The following is an 18904-nucleotide window of genomic DNA, read 5'->3' on the forward strand; positions in this document are numbered from 1 at the left end:
CCGTTCCCGCGGCCAGCACCGCCACCCCGGCCCACGGGCCGGGCCGCCACGGTGTCGGGGGCGCGACGACGACGCGCCCCCGCCGCGTGCGCCACAACGCGAGCGCGGCCAGCAGCGGCAGCAGCGCCAGTCCCACCGCCAGCCCGGCCCGGTACAGCGAGTTGCTGGCGAAGGTCAGCGTGATCGTGCCGGGGTCGCCCGCCGGCACCACCCAGCCCTGCTGCCAGCCGTTGACGGCGACGGGCGTCAGCCGGGTCCCGGTGCCGGTGCGCGCCACCCAGCCGGGGTGGCCGGGCTGGTCGTCGCCGCGGCGGCGCTCGGTCTGCGGTATGCGCTGCGCGACCGGCCGCGTTGGCGCGACGGTGCGACCGTCGCGCTGAGCGCCGGCGGGCTGATCCTGGCCGGGGCCCAGCTGTCCCGCTATCCCTGGCGGTCGGTCGGCGGGTACGCCGGTCATTCCGCGAATGTGCAACTGCTGGCACTGATTTCGCTGGGCGTGCTAGCGGCTTCGGTCATGGTCCTGCCGGATCGGACGCCCCCGCGCCGCGACGAATGACGCCGAAGGGATTGGCTACCGGTTTACCTGCTGGTTGACTGGCTATGCGGGTGGTGCAATCGCCACCGTCCGAGGAGTTACGGCCATGGGATGGATCTCCGCGCCCGAATACTGGCTGGGCAGGCTGGTGCTCGAGCGCGGCGCCGCGGCGCTGTACCTGATCGCGTTCCTGGCGGCGGCCCTGCAGTTCCGCGCCCTCATCGGCGAGCACGGAATCCTGCCGGTGCCCCGGTTTTTGGCCGGCCAGACGTTCTGGCGAACTCCGAGCATCTTCCATCTGCGCTACTCCGACCGATGGTTCGCGGGTGTCTCGTTGTTCGGTGCGGCGCTGTCGGCGGCCGTCCTTGCCGGCGCGGCCAACCTGGCGCCGCTGTGGGCCGCGATGCTGATGTGGCTGACGCTGTGGGTGCTCTACCTTTCGATCGTCAACGTCGGGCAGACGTGGTACTCGTTCGGCTGGGAATCGCTGCTGCTGGAAACCGGCTTCCTGGCGATCTTTCTCGGCAACGACCGCGTCGCGCCGCCGATCCTGACGTTGTGGATGGCGCGCTTGTTGCTGTTCCGGGTTGAGTTCGGCGCCGGGCTGATCAAGATGCGCGGCGACCCGTGCTGGCGCGATCTGACCTGCCTGTACTACCACCACGAAACCCAGCCGATGCCGGGGCCGCTGAGTTGGTTCTTCCATCACCTGCCGAGGCCGCTGCACCGGATCGAGGTGGCGGGCAACCATTTCGCGCAGCTCGTGGTGCCGTTCGGGTTGTTCGCGCCGCAGCCGGTGGCCAGCGTCGCCGCGGCGATCGTGGTGGTCACCCAGCTGTGGCTGGTGGCATCGGGCAACTTCGCGTGGCTCAACTGGGTGACGATCATCCTGGCTTTCAGCGCCATCGACGACTCGTCGGTGGCGGCGGTGCTTCCGATGCCCGCGCGTCCGGAGCTGTCGCCGACACCGCAGTGGTTCGCCGCCCTGGTGGTTGCCTTCACCGCGGCCGTGCTGTTCATGACCTACTGGCCGGTGCGCAACATGCTGTCGTCGCATCAGCGAATGAACATGTCGTTCAACCCATTTCATTTGGTGAACACCTACGGCGCCTTCGGCAGCATCGGCCGCGTCCGCCGCGAGGTGGTCATCGAAGGAACCGAAGAAGAGCGGCTTACCCCGAACACCGTCTGGAAGGAATACGAATTCAAGGGCAAGCCCGGTTCCGTTCGCCGGCTGCCCGGGCAGTGGGCGCCGTATCACCTGCGGCTGGACTGGCTGATGTGGTTTGCGGCCATCTCACCCGGCTACGCCCACCAGTGGCTGACGCCCCTGCTGCGGCGGCTGCTGCGTAACGATCGGCCGACGCTGCGTTTGTTGCGGCGCAACCCTTTCCCCGAGTCGCCACCCACGTATGTGCGCGCGCAGCTCTACCAGTACCGCTTCACGACCTGGGCCGAGCTGCGGCGCGAGCGGGCATGGTGGCATCGCGCGCTGATCGGCGGCTACGTCCGGCCGATGGCGCTAGATCACAGCGTCTCGTCCAGCTCGCCGAGCCGGTCGGTCAACCGCAGGTTCTCGGAGTAGTCGACCGGGCAATTGATCAGCGACACGCCGTCGTCGGCAAGCGCGGCCTTCAGCGTCGGCAACAGTTCGTCGGCACTCTTGATCTGATATCCCTTGGCGCCGAAGCTTTCCGCGTAGGTGACGATGTCGGGGTTGGTGAATCTCACGTAGTGATGCTCACCGAGTTCGAGGTCCATCTTCCATTCGATGAGGCCGTACCCGCCGTCCTCCCAAATCAACACCACCAGCGGTATCCGTTCCCGAACTGCGGTCTCGATCTCCTGCGAGCTCATCATGAACGCGCCGTCGCCCACGACGGCCAGCACCTTGCAGTCGGGTCGCGCCAGCTTGACACCCAGCGCGCCGGGCAGCGCAAAACTCATGGTGGACAAGCCGTTTGAGACCAAACAGGTATTGCACTCGAACGTCGGGTACAGCCGAGCCATCCACATCTTGGTGGCACCGGTGTCCACCAGGACGACGTCGCTGCGGCCCAGCGCGGCACGGGTGTCGGCTACCACCCGCTGCGGCGCCAGCGGATAGCGCGAATCCTGTTGTCCCCGAGCGAATTCCTCAGCGAGCAGACCGGAGCCGGGTATCTCCGGGTCGGCGTCGAACCGGTGCTCGCCGAGCGCCTCCCGCAATGCGTCGAGCGAGGCGCTGATATCGCCGACGATCCCGACGTCGACGGAATAGTGCGCGTCGACCTCGGCCGGGAAACGATGGATGTGGATGATCTTCTTGTCGGCCTTCGGGTTGATCCGGACCGGGTCGAATTCCTGCAGCTCGTAGCCGACCGCGATGACCACGTCGGCGTTGTCGAACCCGAAGTTGACGTAGTCATGGCGCATGAACCCCAGCGTCCCGATGCTGTTGGGGTGGTCGTCGGGCATCACGCCCTTGCCGTGAAACGTGTTGGCCACCGGGATGCCGAATTCCTCGGAGAACCGCACGAGGGCCGCCGTCGCGTCGCCGCGGGCCGCCCCGTGGCCGGCCAGCACCACCGGTCGCTTGGCCTCGCGCAGGATGTCGACCGCGCGCGCCACCTGCCGAAACGCGGGCGCCTCGGCGCGGACGACGTTGCGCGGCAACGGGGTCAGGTCGTAATCGTTGTCGTCGGCGTCGATGTGTTCGGGCACCGCCAGGTAGACGGCGGCCGGGCGTTCGGCCTCGGCGAGCTTGAATGCCTTGCGGAACATCTCCGGTATGGCGCGTGTGGTCGGGATACCGGCGGCCCACCGGGTGATCGGGGCGAACATCGACACCAGGTCGACGTACTGGTGCGACTCCTTGAACTGGCGGTCCTGGCCCACCTGCGCGGAGATCGCGACCATCGGGGTGCTGTTGGTGGTGGCGTCGGCGACCCCGAGCTGCATGTTGATCGCGCCCGGCCCCAGGGTGGACGACACCACCGCCGCGCGGCCGGTGACCCGTCCGTACATCTCGGCCATGAACGAGGCGGCCTGCTCGTGCCGGGTGAGCACGTAGCGGATGTCGGAGGCGGCCAGCGCCTGCACAAAGCGGATGTTCTCCTCGCCCGGTAGCCCGAAGACCACGGAAACGCCCTCGTTTTCCAGGCACTTGACCATCAGCTCGGCGGCTTTAATCATCCGGCACCTCCCTTGGCCACAGTAGTGGCGGCACCGCCGCTTCAGTCGCGGTGTGGCCCCGTCGGGATCAGCGCGAGGACGGGAATCGTGCGGGTGGTCTTGCGTTCGTACTCCGCGAATCCGGGGTACCGCTTGGCTTGTTCGGCGTATTTCTCGTCGCGCTCGGCGCCGGTGAGTTCGACGGCACGCACGTCGAGATGCTCGTCGCCGACCTCGATGCTGGCGTTGGGGTTCGCCACCAGGTTCCAGTACCAGGCTGGGTTGCGGTCGGCCCCCGCCGCGGAGGCGAAGACCAGGTAGCGGTCCCCGTCGGGCAGGTACATCATCGGGCTGACCCGCTGCTCGCCGCTGCGGGCCCCGATGCTGTGCAGCAACAGGACCGGGGCGCCTTCGAACTGCCCGCCGATCCGGCCGTGGTTGGCGCGAAACTCCTCGATGTTGCGCCGATTGAAGTCACTGACGTCACTGCCGGTCATGATGCCTCCTGCGGTGGGTGGGGATGTTCATGTCGAAGTGGCAGGCTGGTAGCAGACGCCCCCGCCAACCCACCAGATGAAGGATGCCAACGTGCCCATCGCCACGATCAACCCGGCCACCGGCGAGACAGTCCAGACCTTCACCCCGGCAACCGACGACGAAGTCCAGGCGGCGATTGCGCGCGCCCACGAGCGGTTCCTCGACTACCGGCACTCCACCACCTTCGCCCAGCGCGCCGAGTGGGCCAACGCCACCGCGGACCTGCTGGAAGCCGAGGCGGACAAGACCGCCGAGATGATGACCCTGGAAATGGGCAAGACGCTGGCTTCGGCCAAGGCCGAGGCGGTCAAGTGCGCCAAGGGTTTTCGCTACTACGCGCAGAACGCCGAGAAACTGCTGGCCGACGAGCCGGCCGACGCGTCGAAGGTCGGCGCGAAGAAGGCGTACACCCGCTATCAGCCGCTCGGGGTGGTGCTGGCCATCATGCCGTGGAACTTTCCGCTGTGGCAGGCCGTTCGCTTCGCCGCGCCGGCGCTGATGGCCGGCAACGTCGGCATCCTCAAGCACGCGTCGAACGTCCCGCAGTGCGCGCTGTATCTCGCCGACGTCATCGCTCGCGGCGGCTTCCCGGAGGGCTGCTTCCAGACGCTGCTGGTTCCCTCCAGCGCCGTGGAGACCATCCTGCGCGATCCCCGCGTCGCGGCGGCCACGCTGACAGGCAGCGAACCGGCGGGCCAGTCGGTCGGCGCCATCGCCGGCGACGAGATCAAACCCACGGTGCTCGAGCTCGGCGGCAGCGACCCGTTCATCGTGATGCCCTCGGCAAACCTCGACGAGGCGGTCAAGACCGCGGTCACCGCCCGGGTTCAAAACAACGGGCAGTCCTGCATCGCGGCCAAGCGCTTCATCGCCCACGCCGACATCTACGACGCGTTCGTCGAGAAATTCGTCGAGCGGATGGCCGGCCTGCGGGTCGGCGACCCGACCGACCCGGACACCGACGTGGGCCCGCTCGCCACCGAGTCGGGCCGCGACGAGGTCGCCAAGCAGGTCGAGGACGCCGCGGCCGCCGGCGCGGTAATCCGTTGCGGCGGAGAGCGTCTCGACCGACCGGGCTGGTTCTACCCCCCGACGGTGGTCACCGACATCACCAAGGACATGGCGCTCTACACCGAGGAGGTGTTCGGACCGGTCGCCTCGATCTACCGCGTCGAGAGCGTCGACGAAGCCATCGAGATCGCCAACGCCACGACCTTCGGCCTGGGGTCCAACGCCTGGACCGACGACGAGGCCGAGCAGCAGCGCTTCATCGACGGCATCGAGGCCGGCCAGGTCTTCATCAACGGCATGACGGTGTCGTATCCGGAGCTGCCGTTCGGCGGCGTGAAGCGCTCGGGTTACGGCCGCGAACTCGCCGGCCTCGGGATCCGCGAATTCTGCAACGCCAAGACCGTCTGGGTCGGGTGAGCGGCTAGGCCGACGCGCCCGCCAGCGCCTTCTCGTCCTCGTCGGCGAAGGTGTCCTCCAGCTGCACCGGCGAATAGTCGAGGTCGATCTCGGCGACCGGTCGCCCGCGTGCGCTGTTGATCGTGCCGAACCGCCGCATCCCCTTGTCGGCGGCGTACTGCATGAACTCGTCCACCGACAGGCCGAAGGGCATCGGGTCGTAAAGGGCGAAGCCCTCTTCGATGAGGCGCAGCCCGAGCGGCATCAGCTCGTTCATGCGGTTTTCGAAGACCTCCCAATTGGAGTCGTCGGCGGCGACGTGGCGCCGGCAGGTGAAGGTGCCCCACGCCATGTGGCGCCGCTCGTCGTCGCCGATGCGCCGGACCAGCTCCTGCATGCCGGGCAGGATGCCGCGTTCCACGCAGATCTTGTGCCAGCCGAAGTAGCCGGTCAGCGCCAGCATGCCCTCGACCATGTGGTTGTAGGTGACGGACGCGCGGACCTGGGCGGCCGGTGAGGGGTCGGTCGTCAGGGCGTTGAGGCAGTCCGGCAGCTCCTCGTAGAAGATCGTGCGGTACGTGGGGACGTCTTCGAGATACTCGTGCAGGTCGTCGGTGATGCCGACGGCGTCGAGCCACATCCGGAACACCTGCACGTGCTTGGCCTCCTCGAACGCGAACTGCGTCAGGTACATCTCGTCGCCCAACCGGCCCTCGGCGCGCATGGCGGCCATGAACGGTTGAATGTCCTCAGTCACCGCCTCCTCGCCGGCGATGAACTCGGCGCACAGCCGGGTGGCGTAATGGCGCTCGTCGTCGGTCAGCGCCTCCCAGTCCGCGCGGTCGCGGGAGAAGTCGATATCGGCCGGATTCCAAAACTTGGCGTTGCCGCCGGCAAACAGCTTGAGCGGCAAGCTGTCCCAGTTGAGCCCGCCCCTAACCATGGAACCTGAACTCGTGCGTGTCATGTGACCTCCTTGATGTGGACGGCTTGAGGGGAGAACGCGGCGGACAGCACCGCGACGAGCCGGCGCACGGCCAGGGCCGGCTGCTCCGGGGTGGGCTCGTCGAGTCCGAGGACGGGGTCCAGGCCGCGCATGTACGGAGCTAGCGCGAGGTGCGGGAAGATCAACAGCAGCAAGGACAGCAGCGCGTCGGTGTCGCAATCCGCACGCAGGTCGCCGCGCTTGTGCGCGTCGCGGACGAGCGGGCGCATGACATCCAGATAGTGGCGGTGGATGACGTTCTGCACGCTGACGCGGGCCTCCGTGTCGACTTCCAGCGTGGCCGCGGCGTGCAGCGCCCGTTCATGCGGGTGGTCCGCGAAGTAGGCCACCCACGCGTCGAGCCAGTCGGTGAGAAAGTCGAAGAACGGCCGGCTCGGGTCGAGCTCACGGATGCGGTCTTCCATGTAGGCGCGCACCCGCTGGCTGCCGATGTCGGCGATGAAAGCGTAGAGGTCGCGCTTGTCCGCGAAGTACTGGAAGAGGCTGCCCTTGGCGACTCCGGCCTTGCGCGCGATGACGTTCAGGCTGCCCCGGGAGAATCCGTGCGCCCCGAACTCGGCTTCCGCGGCTTCGATGACGGCCGCGCGGCGGGCCGGGTCGACTCGTGCCCATGTCACCGTCGGCAATGTGGCCTCCTCGCGTCGATGACCACTGGTCATTCTACGGTGAGCTAGCTCACAGTCAAGGGTTCACGGACGGTCTCTCAGGCTCGAGCGTGACGCCACAGTCACTCTCGAGCTCCAGCGTGACTGCAGCGTCACGCTCGGCGGGGCTCGACGTCAGGGACGCATCGCGTACGCACCGCTGAGCGGCAACACGTGTTCCTTCCAGATCTGGTCGTAGCGGGCGCGGTCGTGGGCCGGACGGCGGATCATCCGCGTCGCGAAGCGGGCCTGGACGTCCGTCGTCGAGGGCTTGTCGTTGAGCTCGACGGCGTAGCCGTTGAAGTCGCGGACCAGCACGGCGAAGATCTCGTCGATCAGCGCGCCGTCCACACCGGACAGCGCCGCCTCCTCGAGGATGAGTTGGGCGTAGGGCACCGTCGCGAACAGTTGACCGACGGCGAACGCGAAGTCAATGTCCTTCTGCTGCACCGCATCCGGGGTGGCGCTGGCGAGCATGTCGGTGAGCACGTCGATCTGCTCACGCAGCAGCGCGACGTTGGCGAGGTGGGCGAAGCTGTCGAACGACGCGCGCCAGTCGTGGAAGCGCACCTTGCCCAGTCCGCCGGTGGGTCCCTGGGCGAACAGGAACGAGTCGTCGGCCGCGTCGTCGCGGCGGCCGATCACGGGAGCTCGCCATTGGGGGCGAAGAGGAAATTGGGCATGAACTTGGCGAGCAGCCCGATGTTGATGTGGACGGTGCCTTCCAGCCGGGGCAGCAGCCCGATCTCGCGGGCCATCGCCTCGAAGATGGTGTCCTTCTCCACCCCCTTGGCGGCGATGACGTCCCACAGCGCGGTGATCACCCGCTCCCCTTCGCTGGTGATCTTCGCCTTGGTCAGCGGGCTGTACAGCAGGTAGCGACGATCCTCGGCCGAGGCGCTGCGCATGTAATCCGACGCGCGGGTGGCCACCAGCTTCATCGCGATCAGGCGCACGTAGGCGTCGATCAGCAACCGCCGCACGTGGCTGAAGTCGGTGACGACGGTCCCGTACAGGTAGCGGTTGGAGGCGTGGGTGACCGCCTCGTACATGGCGTGGGTGCACATGCCGACGGCGCCCCAGCCCAGGTTGTACTTGCAGACGTTGACCGTATTCAGCGCGGCGTGGAAGGCGCCGGGCCCGCGGTGCAGGATGTCGGCCTCGGTCACCGGATAGTCGCGCAGCGCGTAGTTGGCGACGAAGTTCTGCGAGTTCACCACGTTCTTGATCAGGTCGTAGCGGTCGTGCTGCGAGTCGGCGGCGAAGAACACGTATTCGTCAGAACCGTCGATCTTGCCGAAGGTGGAGACCATCCGCGCGACGTTGGCGTTGCCGATGTAGTACTTCTCGCCGTTGGCGACCCAGCCGTGCTCCGACGGCGTGAGGATCATGTCGGTCTGGTAGACGTCGGCGCCGTGCGTCTGCTCGGACAGGCCGAAGGCGAACACCTCGCCGGCCTCCAGCTGCGCGGCGGCCTTGCGCTTGGCGTCCTCGTTGTCGCTCATCCAGATCGGGCCCAGCCCCAGGGCGGTGACCTGGAACGGATACCAGTAGCTCAGCCCGTAAAAGCCCAGGATCTCTGCGAACTCGCTGATCCGATAGGTATCCCAGCGACAGTCGGGCGCGCCGTACGCGGCCGGCGTCAGCAGGGACGCGAAGATGCGCTCGCGTCCGACGTGGTCCAGAAAGTCTGAGTACCACGCCCGCTCGTGGTCGTCGTGCTTGAGCCGGGCCTTACCGCGCGACTCGAAAAAGTCGACGGTCGCGGCCATGATCTCGGCCGAGCGACGGTCCGGGTAGCGGCGTTGCAGGCGGTTGGGATTGAGCAACATGCGCTGGACGGTACTGCACTATCGCGGCGATCGGGGAGCGCCCGGCAAATCGGGCCTGTCGGCCGACCCTCAGCGCATCGCGCGCGCCAGCAGATAATTCCGTTCGGGCATGCTGCGCGTGCGCTGGGCCGCCCGAAGGTAGTACTCGCGCGCAGCCTCTCGGTCGCCGAGCTCATCGAGCAGATGAGCCCGCACGGCATCGACGCGATGATGTCCACCAAGGGCGGGGTCCGCCGCCACGTCATCGAGTTCGGCGAGGGCGGCGGCCGGACCACGCACCATCGCAATGGCGACGGTTCGGTTGAGCGCGACCATCGGTCCAGGCGCGAGGGCCGCGAGCACGTCATACAAGGCCAGGATCTGCGGCCAGTCGGTCGCGCCGGCGTCAGCGGCCTCGTCGTGCACCGCGGCAATGGCCGCCTGCAGCTGGTAGGGCCCGGGCTTCGCGACTGGCAGCGCCGCCTCGATGATCGCGATGCCCTCGGCGATGGCGGTCCGGTCCCACCGGCGGCGGTCCTGCTCGGCCAGCGGAATCAGCGAGCCGTCCGGGCCGGTGCGGGCGCCGCGTCGGGCGTCCGTGAGCAGCATGAGCGCAAGCAACCCGGCGACCTCGCCCTCGTCGGGCAGGCTCACCCGGAGCTGCCGGGTCAACCTGATCGCTTCGGAAGTCAGCTCGACCCGGTTGAGGGCCCGGCCCGACGTCGCGGTGTAGCCCTCGTTGAAGATCAGGTACAGCGTGCGCAGCACCGCGGGCAGCCGCTCGTCGCGCTCGCACGCGGTGGGCATTCGAAACTGTGCGCCCGTATCGCGGATGCGTGCCTTCGCCCGGCTGATGCGCTGCCCGACGGTCGCCTCCGGCAGGAGCAGGGCGCGCGCGATCTCGGCCGTGGTCAGGCCGCCGAGCGCGCGCAGCGTCAGCGCAACCTGTGACGGGACGGCCAGCTCGGGGTGACAGCACAGGAACAGCAGGGCCAACGTGTCGTCGGACTCTGACACTTCGCCCGGCGCGGGCTCGAGCGCATACGCGTCTTCGCGGCGCCGGCGTGCGGCCTCCTTCCGCCAGGTTTCGACCAGCCGCCGCGACGAAGTCGTGATCAGCCAGCCCGTCGAGTTGTTCGGTACGCCGTCGACCGGCCAGCTGACCGCGGCGGCGAGCAGCGCCTCCTGCACGGCGTCCTCGCAGTCGTCGAAGTTGCCGTTACGGCGCACGAGCACACCAAGCACGCGTGGAGCGAGCTCGCGCAGCAGGCCGGCGATGGCAGCCTCGCTGGGCGTCACATCTCCCACCCGCTCAAATCGAGCACCGGCCGGACCTCTACGAAACCCCAGACGGCGTCGGGCACCCGCGCCGCGATCGCCAAAGCGCGGTCCTCGCCCTCGCAGTCGACGAGCAGGAAGCCGGCCAGGTGCTCCTTCGCCTCGGCGAACGGCCCGTCACTGATCATGGTCTGGTCGCCCGCGACGGTGACGCGCTTCGCGAGTGCCGGATCCGCAAGACCTTCGCTCGCCACCAGCTCGCCGGACTCGGCGAGCTCGGCGGTCAGCGCGAGGTGGTCTCGGCCGAACCGATCACGCTGCTCCTTGGGCAGTGCCTGCCAGCGCTCGACGAACTGCGGGTTGCTCTGAATCAAGATCATGTACTTCACGACAACCTCCGGTGAGTTTGGACAAATTCTTGCGCTCCTGTGTCGAAACTGGCTCGCCGGTTTCGTCACCCCGTTAAAGGCTCCGCGTCGTGGAGCCCAGGAGAAGGGATCCAACGATGAAGTCAGACCTCGCCACGACTCGAGGCGCTGCCCTGCTGTCGGAGGTGGTGGACGCCCATGGCGGAGCCGCGCGCTGGGCCAAGGCCCAAACGGTCAGCTCACACGTACAGGTCCGGGGTTTGTTGCCGACGTGGAAGTTCCCGGGTCGGCCACTTGAGGACTACCACTACCGCCAGCAGGTGGATATTCACGGCCTTCGCAACGTGATGCATGGCTTTCCGAGCCCCGAACTCACCTGCACCTTCTCCCACGACGAGGTGCTGGTGGAGGCGCACGGCGAGGTAATCGAGCGTCGCACCCAAGCCCGGCGTGGGTTTGGCGGCCTCGGCGCGTTCCGCCGCATCCGATGGTGGGACGTCATCGATTCGGCCTATTTCGTCGGGTACGCGATGTCGAATTACATGTCCCACCCCTACCGCATGACGCAGCCCGGATTTCAGGTGCGGCGCGGCGAGGACTGGCGAGGCGACAACGAGATCTGGCGTCGGCTCGAAGTCGAATACCCAAAAGGATTTGACTCGCATTGCCACCGCGAGACCTTCTACATCGATGATCGTGGGCTGATACGCCGCCACGACTACTTACCCGACGTGTTCGCCGAAGCGCGGTTGCTCGCCCGGATGCTGCCGATCCCGCTGAAGGCCGCGCATTTCACCTGCCGCCACCGCGAGGTCGACGGACTGATTTTTCCGACCTTTCGCAGGGTGATGTTGGCGGTGCCCGGGCATCGACCCATCCCCGGGTTGACGATGATTTGTGCTCAACTCAGCGACATTTCAGTGTCATTTGCTGCCGACGAGGACCAAGTATTGCGCTCCCGTGTCGAAACTGGCGAGCCAGCTTCGACATCCGGTTAAAGGCGCCCGTCGTGGTGCCCACGGAGAAGGGATCACACCATGAAGATCAGCCACGCTGGAACCGAAGTTCACGCCGTCCTCGACAAGTTCGCGGCCGCGCATGCGGCGCATGACGCGGACGGCCTGTTCGCGCTCTATGCCGACGATCTGGTGGCGTATTCGCTCGCGCCGCCACTAGAGCAGGGCCCCGAAACGCCGTACGGCACCGTCGACGGTATTCGCGCCTGGTTCGCGGGATTCGATGGTCCGGTCCAGATCACGTTCCGCGACCCGGTCGTGAGCCAAGACGGCGACCTTGCCTTCGTGCACACCCTCACCCAGATGAGGATGACGCCAGTTGGTCAGGACCAATTGATCACGTTGTGGATCCGCTCGACCTTCGGCCTGCGCCGCATCGATGGTTCGTGGCTCATCACGCACCGACACGACTCGACGCCGTTCTACATGGACGGCTCATACCGCGCGGCCACCGACCTGGAGCCTTGAGCCGCCGCGCCAAACCACTTACCAGAGTCGTTCGAGACGACCTAGCATCACTGTCGTGTCAGAACTCAATACAGCCCGCGGCCCCATCGATACCGCCGATATCGGCGTGACGCTCATGCACGAGCACGTGTTCATCATGACCACCGAGATCGCCCAGAACTATCCGGAAGCCTGGGGCGACGAGGAAAAGCGGGTGGCCGATGCCATCGACCGGCTCAACGAGCTCAAGGCCCGCGGGGTGGACACCATCGTGGACCTCACCGTCATCGGCCTGGGCCGCTACATCCCGCGCATCGCGCGCGTTGCGGCCGCCACCGACCTGAATATCGTTGTGGCGACCGGGCTTTACACCTACAACGATGTCCCGTTCCGCTTCCACTACCTGGGGCCGGGCACGCCGATGGACGGCCCGGAGATCATGACCGACATGTTCGTCCGCGACATCGAGGAGGGCATCGCCGACACCGGCATCAAGGCCGGGATCCTCAAATGTGCCACCGACGAGCCCGGCGTGACCCCGGGCGTGGAGCGCGTGCTGCGCGCCGTCGCGCAGGCGCACAAGCGCACCGGGGTGCCGATCTCGACGCACACCCACGCGGGGATGCGGCGCGGCCTCGAGCAGCAACGCATCTTCGAAGAGGAGGGCGTCGACCTGAGCCGGGTGGTGATCGGCCACTCCGGCGACACCACCGACCTCGACTACCTCGAGGAGCTGATCGGCGCCGGCTCCTACATCGGCATGGACCGATTCGGCATCGACGTGTTCCTGCCGTTCGAGGACCGGGTGAACACGGTGGCACAGATGTGCGAGCGCGGCCACGCCGACAAGATGGTGCTCTCCCACGACGCCAACTGCTACTTCGACGCGATCCCCGAGGAGTTGTTGCCGGTGGCCGCGCCCAACTGGCATTACCTGCACATCCACAACGACGTGATCCCGGCGCTGAAGGAGCGCGGCGTCACCGACGAACAGCTGCACACCATGCTGGTCGACAACCCGCGGCGCATCTTCGAGCGACAGGGCGCCTATTGATGACCGGGCCGGTCCCCCCGATCGGTTCGCAGATATCGGCGCTGGCCGAACTCGCTCCCGACGAGCCCGCGGTCACGTGTGACGGGCTGACCATCACCCGCGCCGAACTCGACCGCTCGACGAATCGCTTGGCCCGCGCCTATGCAGAGCGCGGCGTCGGTGTCGGCGACTACGTGACGATGGTGTTGCCCAACTCGATCGAGTGGATCCTGGCGGCGGTGGCGTGCTGGAAGCTGGGCGCGGTGCCCCAGCCGCTCTCCGCGCGGCTGCCGGAGGCCGAGCTGCAGGGCCTGCTGGACCTGCGGCCGCCGGCGTTGCTGGTCGGCCGCGAGCACGCCGGCATCCCAAGCGTGCCAACCGGTTTCGTTCCCGACCCGGCGTTGTCCGACGCCGCGTTGCCGGAAGCGGTCTCGCCGGTGTGGAAGGCGATGGGCTCGGGCGGCAGCACCGGGCGGCCCAAGCTCATCGAATCCGGCGGCGACAGCCGGATTCCGCCGGCGATTGGCTATCCGCTGGGCGCGCAGGAGGGCGACACCACGCTGGTGCCGATCCCGCTGTCTCACAACACCGGCTTCACCACCGCGACGATCGGGTTGGTGATGGGCCACCACTTGGTGTTGATGAGCCGGTTCGACCCGCACGGGTTCCTCCGGCTGATCGCCGACCATCGCGTCACGTTCCTGACGGTCGTGCCGACGATCATGCAGCGGGCGCTGCCGGTCTACCATGCCGACCCCGGCTCCTATGACCTGTCGTCGATCCGGCGGTTCTGGCACATGGGCGCGCCGTGCCCGCCGGCAATCAAGCAGGCGTGGATCGAGTTGCTGGGCCCCGAAGCCGTCTGGGAACTCTACGGCGGCACCGAATTACAGGCTTTGACGTTCATCTCCGGCGACCAGTGGCTCACCCATCGCGGCTCGGTCGGTGTGGTGGTCGCCGGGGAGATGAAGGTGCTCGACGACGACGGCAACCCCTGCCCGCCCGGGGTGGTCGGCGAGATCTACATGCGGCCCAGCCCGGGCAGCGCGCCGACCTACCGATACATCGGCGTGACGGCGAAGTCGCGTGACGGCTGGGACTCGCTGGGCGACCTCGGTTACTTCGACGAAGACGGATACCTCTACCTGTCGGACCGCCGCGTCGACATGTTCACCGTGGGCGGTCGCAACGTCTATCCGGCCGAAATCGAGAACGCCCTGTCGGCGCACCCGGATGTGTTGTCCTGCCTGGTCGTCGGTGTCCCGGACCCGAACGCCGGCGACCTGGGCCAGGTGCCGTATGCCCTGGTGCACGTCGCCGACGGGTCGGCGCTGGACGAGGTGAGCGTGAAAGAGTTTCTGCGCGAACGCATTTCGTCGTACAAGGTGCCGCACACCGTCGAATTCGTCGGCTCCCCACTGCGCGACGACGCCGGCAAGGCGCGGCGGTCGGCGGTGCGCGCCGAGATCATGGCGCGATCGCGTCCGCCTCAGCGTCTATGACCTTCGCATCCGCCGGCTTCTCGCGTTTCTCCCAGCGCCGCAACGCTTCCCGGCAGGGCGACTCGACCAGCCCGTAGCTGACGGCGGCAATCGCCCAACCGAAGATCAGCGTCAACGCCAACACCTCTACCATCCGCCCGGTGAACGGGAAGGTCCCGATCACGGGGAACACCATGGCCAATGCGGCCAGGTGCCAGATGAAAAGCCCGTAGGACCAGCGCCCCAGCGTGACCATGGCGGTGGTGCCCAGCACCCGGTGTGGCGTATCGGGCCGGTCCAGCACCAACGGCGCGACCAGTGCGAAAGCCACGAGGGAACCCGCCGCCGTCTTCACCGCGAACTGCGTGGCGGTGCCCGGAATCAACCCCTCGGGGCCGGCCAGCGGGGAGGCCGCGACCAGGTACGCCAGCGCGGCGATCACGGCCATCAGCACGCGGCGTCGTGCCAGCCGATGCGCCAACCCGACCCCGCTATAGACCAATTCCGCCAGCAGCATGCCCGCGGCGAACCACGAGAAGAACGCGGGCGGCCAGTTCAGCGGATTGACGCCCGAACCCGCATGCGCGAACGGCACCCAGCCCCACGCCCAGCTGAGCGCGCCGAACGCGGCGATCACCGGTATGCGGGCGCGGACCGGGATGCGTCGGGCCAGCAGCGCGAGGATCGGCAACGCCAGGTAGAAGCCGACCTCGACCGAGAGGCTCCACATCTGCGTCAGGCCGCCGGTCAGGGTGAGCGGCACGTAGATCTGGGTAAGGGTCAGGTTCGCCAGCCACACCGTCGGGCTGGCGTGATCGGAGTCGGGCAGCAGGCACAGGATCACGACCACCGCGACGAGATATGCGGGCATGATGCGGACCACCCTCGATCGCAGGTAGTGGCCGGTGCGCGGGCGCGTTCCCCGATCCCGTGCGGCGGCCGCATGGCCACGCCACAGCAGGAAGCCAGACAAGGCGAAGAACACCGCCACTGCCAGGTCGAAGCGACCGAACAACCTGCCAGTGACACCGCTCGAATGGCCTGTCTGGAAGGCGACGTGCGTGACGACCACACCCATGGCCGCGCATGCGCGCATACCCTCCACGGCGGGCAGGAAGCTGCGGACGCCACCCACCTGCTGGTCATCGTTCACGTTGACAGTCTGCCTGTCGCTAGGTTCGTAAGCCGAGACCTTAAATTCTGCTGTTAGGGTCAAACGGGTTTGCCGCTGCTTGGTCAGGCCAGAGGGGGCGGCCGAAGAGTCTGAGAACTTTGAGGACCACTAGGAGGACACAGCAACGTGAACCGAGCAGTCATGTTGCGGTTCGCCGCATGCGGGATCATCGGACTCGGAGCCGCCTTGCTGATCGCCGCCCTGCTGCTGTCGACCTACACCAGCAGCAGGATCACCAAGGTCCCGCTCAATCTCGACGCCAACTTGATCAGCGACGGCAACGGCACCGCGCTCGACTCGGCGTCCTTGTCCAGCGATCACCTCGTCGTCAACCAGAACGTGCCGCTGGTGTCCCAGCAGCAAGTCAGTGTCGAATCCCCGGCCAACGCCGACGTGGTCACGCTGCAGGTCGGCACGTCGGTTCGGCGCACCGACAAGCAAAAGGACAGCGGACTGCTGCTGGCGATCGTCGACACCGTCACCCTCAACCGCAGGACCGCGCTGGCGGTCTCGGACGACACCCACACCGGCGGCTCGGTGCAGAAGCCGCGCTCCTTCAGTGACGAGAACCCGCCCACCGCGATCCCGCTGCGGCACGACGGGCTGTCCTACCGATTCCCGTTCCACACCGAGAAGAAGACCTACCCCTACTTCGACCCGATCGCGCAGAAGGCCTTCGACGTCAACTACGAAAGCCAGGAAGACGTCAACGGCCTGACCACCTACCGCTTCACGCAGAACGTCGGCTACAACCCGGACGGCAAGCTGACGGCTCCGGTGAAGTACCCGTCGCTCTACGCCGGCGACGAGGACGGCAAGGTCACCACGTCCGCGGCGATGTGGGGGGTGGGCGGCGATCCGGCCGAGCAGGTCACCATGACGCGCTACTACGCCGCACAGCGGACGTTCTGGGTGGACCCAGTGTCGGGCACCATCGTCAAGCAGACCGAGCACGCCAACCACTACTTCGCGCGTGATCCGCTGAAGCCCGAGGTGACGCTGGCCGACTACCGCGTCACCTCGACCGAAGACACCGTCGAGGCCCAGGTCAACGCGGCCCGCGACGAACGCGACCGGCTGGCCCTGTGGTCGCGGGTGCTGCCGATCACCTTCACCGCGGTCGGTTTGATCGCGCTGATCGGCGGCGGATTGCTCGCCTCGTTCAGCCTGCGCACCGAAAGCGCGCTCACCGACCCCGGCCTGGACCGCGCCGATCAGGACTTCTTCGGCCGCACCGGGCTGGAGGAACCGGTGCCCGGCGCCGAGGCCGAGACCGAGAAGCTGCCCACCCAGCGGCCCGCCGCCCGCCCGGACGCGGCGGAGCCGGGATCGGAACCGCCGGCATCGGAGGAGCCACCCGATGCCGGGCCGCCGGAACCCCCGGTCCCGCCCGAACGGCCCTAGCTTCCCGACGTGCGTCGGACCCGGCCGGGGTATGCGCTGGCCTTGGCGCTCCTGGTGGCTGGGCCGCTGCTGAAGCCCGGATACCTGCTGCTGCGCGACGCGGTGTCGACGCCGCGGTCCTACCTGTCCGACGGCGCGCTGGGTTTGACGGCGGCGCCGCGGGCGACGCCGCAAGATTTCGCGGTGGCGTTGGCCTCGCACGTGGTCGACGGCGGCGTGGTGGTCAAGGCGTTGCTTGTCGCGGGCCTGTGGCTCGCGGGATGGGGCGCGGCCCGGCTCGTCGAGACGGCGCTGCCCGACGCGGGCGCGGCCGGCCAGTTTGTCGCGATTACCTTGGCGATCTGGAATCCCTATGTCGCCGAACGGCTTTTGCAGGGCCACTGGAGCCTGCTGGTCGGCTACGGCTGCCTGCCCTGGGTCGCGACGGCAATGCTGAGGGTTCGCTTCGTCGGCGGCGCCGCCTTCGGTTTGATCTTCTGGATCGCGCTGGCCGGGCTGACGCCCACCGGGTTGATGTTGGCCGCGACGGTCGGGCTGGTCTGCGTGGCCGCACCCGGTCCCGGCTGGCCGCGCTGGGTCTGCGCCGCAACGACTTTGGCTGTCGCGGCGGTGGCCGCGCTGCCCTGGCTGACCGCGTCCGCGCTGGGCTCGCCGTGGGACGCGCAAAATGCTCTCGGGGTCACCGCGTTCGCGCCGCGTGCCGAGCCCGGTCTCGGCACGCTCTTCAGTCTGGCCAGTCTGGGTGGTATCTGGAACGGCGAAGCCGTACCCGCTTCGCGGACAACGCTTTTCGCGGTGTCCTCGGCGGCTGTGCTGCTGGGGATCGTGGTGGCCGGGCTGCCGGCAGTGGCGCGCCGGCGGGCGATCGCGCCGCTGCTGGTGCTGGCGGCGGTGTCGGTGCTGGTGCCCGCCGCACTGGCGACCGGTCCAGGCCTGCACGCGCTGCGCGCGGTGATCGATGCCGCGCCCGGGTTCGGGGTGCTGCGCGACGGGCAGAAGTGGGTGGGGCTTGCCCTGCCCGGATACGCGCTGGCGGGTGCTGGCTCGGTGGTGACCCTGCGCCGGTGGCTGCGGCCGGCGCAGGGGGCGCTGGTCTGCTGCCTCGCGCTGATCCTGGCGCTGCCCGACCTAGTCTGGGGCGTGTGGGGCAGGGTCGAGCCGGTGCGCTACCCGCCCGGCTGGGCCGCCGTGGCGTCGGCGATCAACGCCGACCCGCGGACCGTCGCCGTACTGCCCGCCGGCACCATGCGCCGCTTCCCGTGGTCCGGCCCGGCGCCGGTGCTCGATCCCCTGCCCCGCTGGGTGCGCGCCGACGTGCTGATGACTGGTGACCTGGCCATCTCCGGGGTGACGGTTCCCGGGGAGGGCAACCACGCCCGGGCGGTGCAGGAGTTGCTGCTGGCGGGGCCGGATCGTGCCGCGTTGGCCGCGGCCGGCGTCGGGTGGTTGGTCGTCGAATCGGACAGCGCCGGTGACATGGGCGCGTCCGCCCGCACCCTCGGCCCGCTGACACCGGTCTTCCGCGACGACGAACTCGCCCTGTATCGGATCGGCGGCGACACCGCCGGTGTGTCCGCCGGGCGCCGCCGGGCGGCCGTGATCGCGCATCT

General features: G+C 68.0%; 16 protein-coding genes and 2 pseudogenes. 9 read left to right on the forward strand and 9 right to left on the reverse strand.

All coding sequences use genetic code 11. The features are described from left to right. A pseudogene (locus tag A5736_RS01260) lies at positions 1-289 on the reverse strand (hypothetical protein); the annotation flags it as partial. Between A5736_RS01260 and A5736_RS26610 the strand changes: the two are divergent. Together A5736_RS26610 and A5736_RS01270 are read left to right on the forward strand one after the other, a co-directional pair. Continuing rightward, entirely contained in the window at positions 287-556 is a 270-nt protein-coding gene (locus A5736_RS26610) for a hypothetical protein (protein ID WP_305800063.1), read from the forward strand. The pseudogene A5736_RS01260 and the gene A5736_RS26610 sit on opposite strands and share 3 nt — an antisense overlap. 85 nt (positions 557-641) lie before the next feature. After that, the gene (locus A5736_RS01270) at positions 642-2120 is read left to right on the forward strand and encodes a lipase maturation factor family protein (RefSeq protein ID WP_076244082.1); all 1479 of its coding nucleotides are present in this window, start codon (positions 642-644) and stop codon (positions 2118-2120) included. Here the strand turns inward: A5736_RS01270 and A5736_RS01275 are convergent. Further along, positions 2063-3709: an acetolactate synthase large subunit gene (locus tag A5736_RS01275; RefSeq protein WP_076244071.1), complete on the reverse strand. Its 1647-nt coding sequence runs from the start codon at positions 3707-3709 to the stop codon at positions 2063-2065. The genes A5736_RS01270 and A5736_RS01275 overlap by 58 nt on opposite strands. Positions 3710-3750: 41 nt before the next feature. Next, a complete protein-coding gene (locus tag A5736_RS01280) occupies positions 3751-4185 on the reverse strand; it encodes a nitroreductase family deazaflavin-dependent oxidoreductase (RefSeq protein ID WP_076244073.1) in 435 nt (144 codons plus the stop codon). A 91-nt stretch (positions 4186-4276) separates the two neighbouring features. Between A5736_RS01280 and A5736_RS01285 the strand changes: the two genes are divergently transcribed. Then, on the forward strand, positions 4277-5653 hold the full coding sequence (locus tag A5736_RS01285; RefSeq protein ID WP_076244083.1) for an NADP-dependent succinic semialdehyde dehydrogenase: 1377 nt from the start codon (positions 4277-4279) through the stop codon (positions 5651-5653). A 4-nt stretch (positions 5654-5657) separates the two neighbouring features. Here the strand turns inward: A5736_RS01285 and A5736_RS01290 are convergent, their stop codons facing one another. The 5 genes and pseudogenes from A5736_RS01290 to A5736_RS01310 form a co-directional block, all read right to left on the reverse strand. Further along, a complete protein-coding gene (locus A5736_RS01290) occupies positions 5658-6599 on the reverse strand; it encodes a R2-like ligand-binding oxidase (RefSeq protein WP_076244074.1) in 942 nt (313 codons plus the stop codon). Next, positions 6596-7264: a TetR/AcrR family transcriptional regulator gene (locus tag A5736_RS01295; protein WP_076123696.1), complete on the reverse strand. Its 669-nt coding sequence runs from the start codon at positions 7262-7264 to the stop codon at positions 6596-6598. Before A5736_RS01295 ends, A5736_RS01290 begins: the two co-directional genes overlap by 4 nt. 153 nt (positions 7265-7417) lie before the next feature. Then, positions 7418-9114: pseudogene (locus tag A5736_RS01300) on the reverse strand (acyl-CoA dehydrogenase family protein). Positions 9115-9183: 69 nt separating this feature from the next. After that, complete coding sequence (locus tag A5736_RS01305; protein WP_217695716.1) at positions 9184-10392, reverse strand: RNA polymerase sigma factor; 1209 nt, start codon at positions 10390-10392, stop codon at positions 9184-9186. Beyond that, entirely contained in the window at positions 10389-10751 is a 363-nt protein-coding gene (locus A5736_RS01310; RefSeq protein WP_217695717.1) for a YciI family protein, read from the reverse strand. Before A5736_RS01310 ends, A5736_RS01305 begins: the two co-directional genes overlap by 4 nt. Before the next feature lie 125 nt (positions 10752-10876). Here A5736_RS01310 and A5736_RS01315 point away from each other — a divergent pair, with 125 nt between their 5' ends. Genes A5736_RS01315 through A5736_RS01330 form a run of 4 tightly spaced genes read left to right on the forward strand, consistent with a single transcriptional unit; the run spans position 10877 to position 14737 of the window. Beyond that, complete coding sequence (locus A5736_RS01315; RefSeq protein WP_076244076.1) at positions 10877-11737, forward strand: hypothetical protein; 861 nt, start codon at positions 10877-10879, stop codon at positions 11735-11737. 39 nt (positions 11738-11776) lie between these two features. After that, entirely contained in the window at positions 11777-12223 is a 447-nt protein-coding gene (locus A5736_RS01320) for a nuclear transport factor 2 family protein (protein ID WP_076244077.1), read from the forward strand. A 55-nt stretch (positions 12224-12278) separates the two neighbouring features. Continuing rightward, positions 12279-13256: a phosphotriesterase-related protein gene (locus tag A5736_RS01325; RefSeq protein WP_076123627.1), complete on the forward strand. Its 978-nt coding sequence runs from the start codon at positions 12279-12281 to the stop codon at positions 13254-13256. After that, entirely contained in the window at positions 13256-14737 is a 1482-nt protein-coding gene (locus A5736_RS01330; RefSeq protein ID WP_076244079.1) for an AMP-binding protein, read from the forward strand. Before A5736_RS01325 ends, A5736_RS01330 begins: the two co-directional genes overlap by 1 nt. Here A5736_RS01330 and A5736_RS01335 read toward each other — a convergent pair. Then, complete coding sequence (locus A5736_RS01335; RefSeq protein WP_371328347.1) at positions 14703-15812, reverse strand: acyltransferase family protein; 1110 nt, start codon at positions 15810-15812, stop codon at positions 14703-14705. The two genes, A5736_RS01330 and A5736_RS01335, sit on opposite strands and share 35 nt — an antisense overlap. Positions 15813-16016: 204 nt before the next feature. On the opposite strand from A5736_RS01335, the gene A5736_RS01340 reads away from it, so the two are divergent. After that, positions 16017-17294 (forward strand): DUF3068 domain-containing protein, encoded by a 1278-nt coding sequence (locus A5736_RS01340; RefSeq protein WP_139333056.1) that lies wholly within the window; start codon positions 16017-16019, stop codon positions 17292-17294. A 9-nt stretch (positions 17295-17303) separates the two neighbouring features. Then, positions 17304-18904 (forward strand): hypothetical protein (locus A5736_RS01345; protein ID WP_076244087.1); only part of this gene is annotated, 1601 nt, incomplete at its 3' end.

This window comes from Mycobacterium sp. SP-6446, from assembly GCF_001954045.1.
In the GTDB taxonomy this organism is placed as follows: Bacteria; Actinomycetota; Actinomycetes; order Mycobacteriales; family Mycobacteriaceae; genus Mycobacterium.

Excerpts from the sequence above, each read along its gene's own strand:
- A5736_RS01280 (WP_076244073.1), bottom strand. The coding sequence starts at position 4,185 with ATGACCGGCAGTGACGTCAGTGACTTCAATCGGCGCAACATCGAGGAG.
- A5736_RS01270 (WP_076244082.1), top strand. The coding sequence starts at position 642 with ATGGGATGGATCTCCGCGCCCGAATACTGGCTGGGCAGGCTGGTGCTC.
- A5736_RS01275 (WP_076244071.1), bottom strand. The coding sequence starts at position 3,709 with ATGATTAAAGCCGCCGAGCTGATGGTCAAGTGCCTGGAAAACGAGGGC.
- A5736_RS01310 (WP_217695717.1), bottom strand. The coding sequence starts at position 10,751 with ATGATCTTGATTCAGAGCAACCCGCAGTTCGTCGAGCGCTGGCAGGCA.
- A5736_RS01320 (WP_076244077.1), top strand. The coding sequence starts at position 11,777 with ATGAAGATCAGCCACGCTGGAACCGAAGTTCACGCCGTCCTCGACAAG.
- A5736_RS01335 (WP_371328347.1), bottom strand. The coding sequence starts at position 15,812 with ATGCGCGCATGCGCGGCCATGGGTGTGGTCGTCACGCACGTCGCCTTC.
- A5736_RS01290 (WP_076244074.1), bottom strand. The coding sequence starts at position 6,599 with ATGACACGCACGAGTTCAGGTTCCATGGTTAGGGGCGGGCTCAACTGG.
- A5736_RS01330 (WP_076244079.1), top strand. The coding sequence starts at position 13,256 with ATGACCGGGCCGGTCCCCCCGATCGGTTCGCAGATATCGGCGCTGGCC.
- A5736_RS01315 (WP_076244076.1), top strand. The coding sequence starts at position 10,877 with ATGAAGTCAGACCTCGCCACGACTCGAGGCGCTGCCCTGCTGTCGGAG.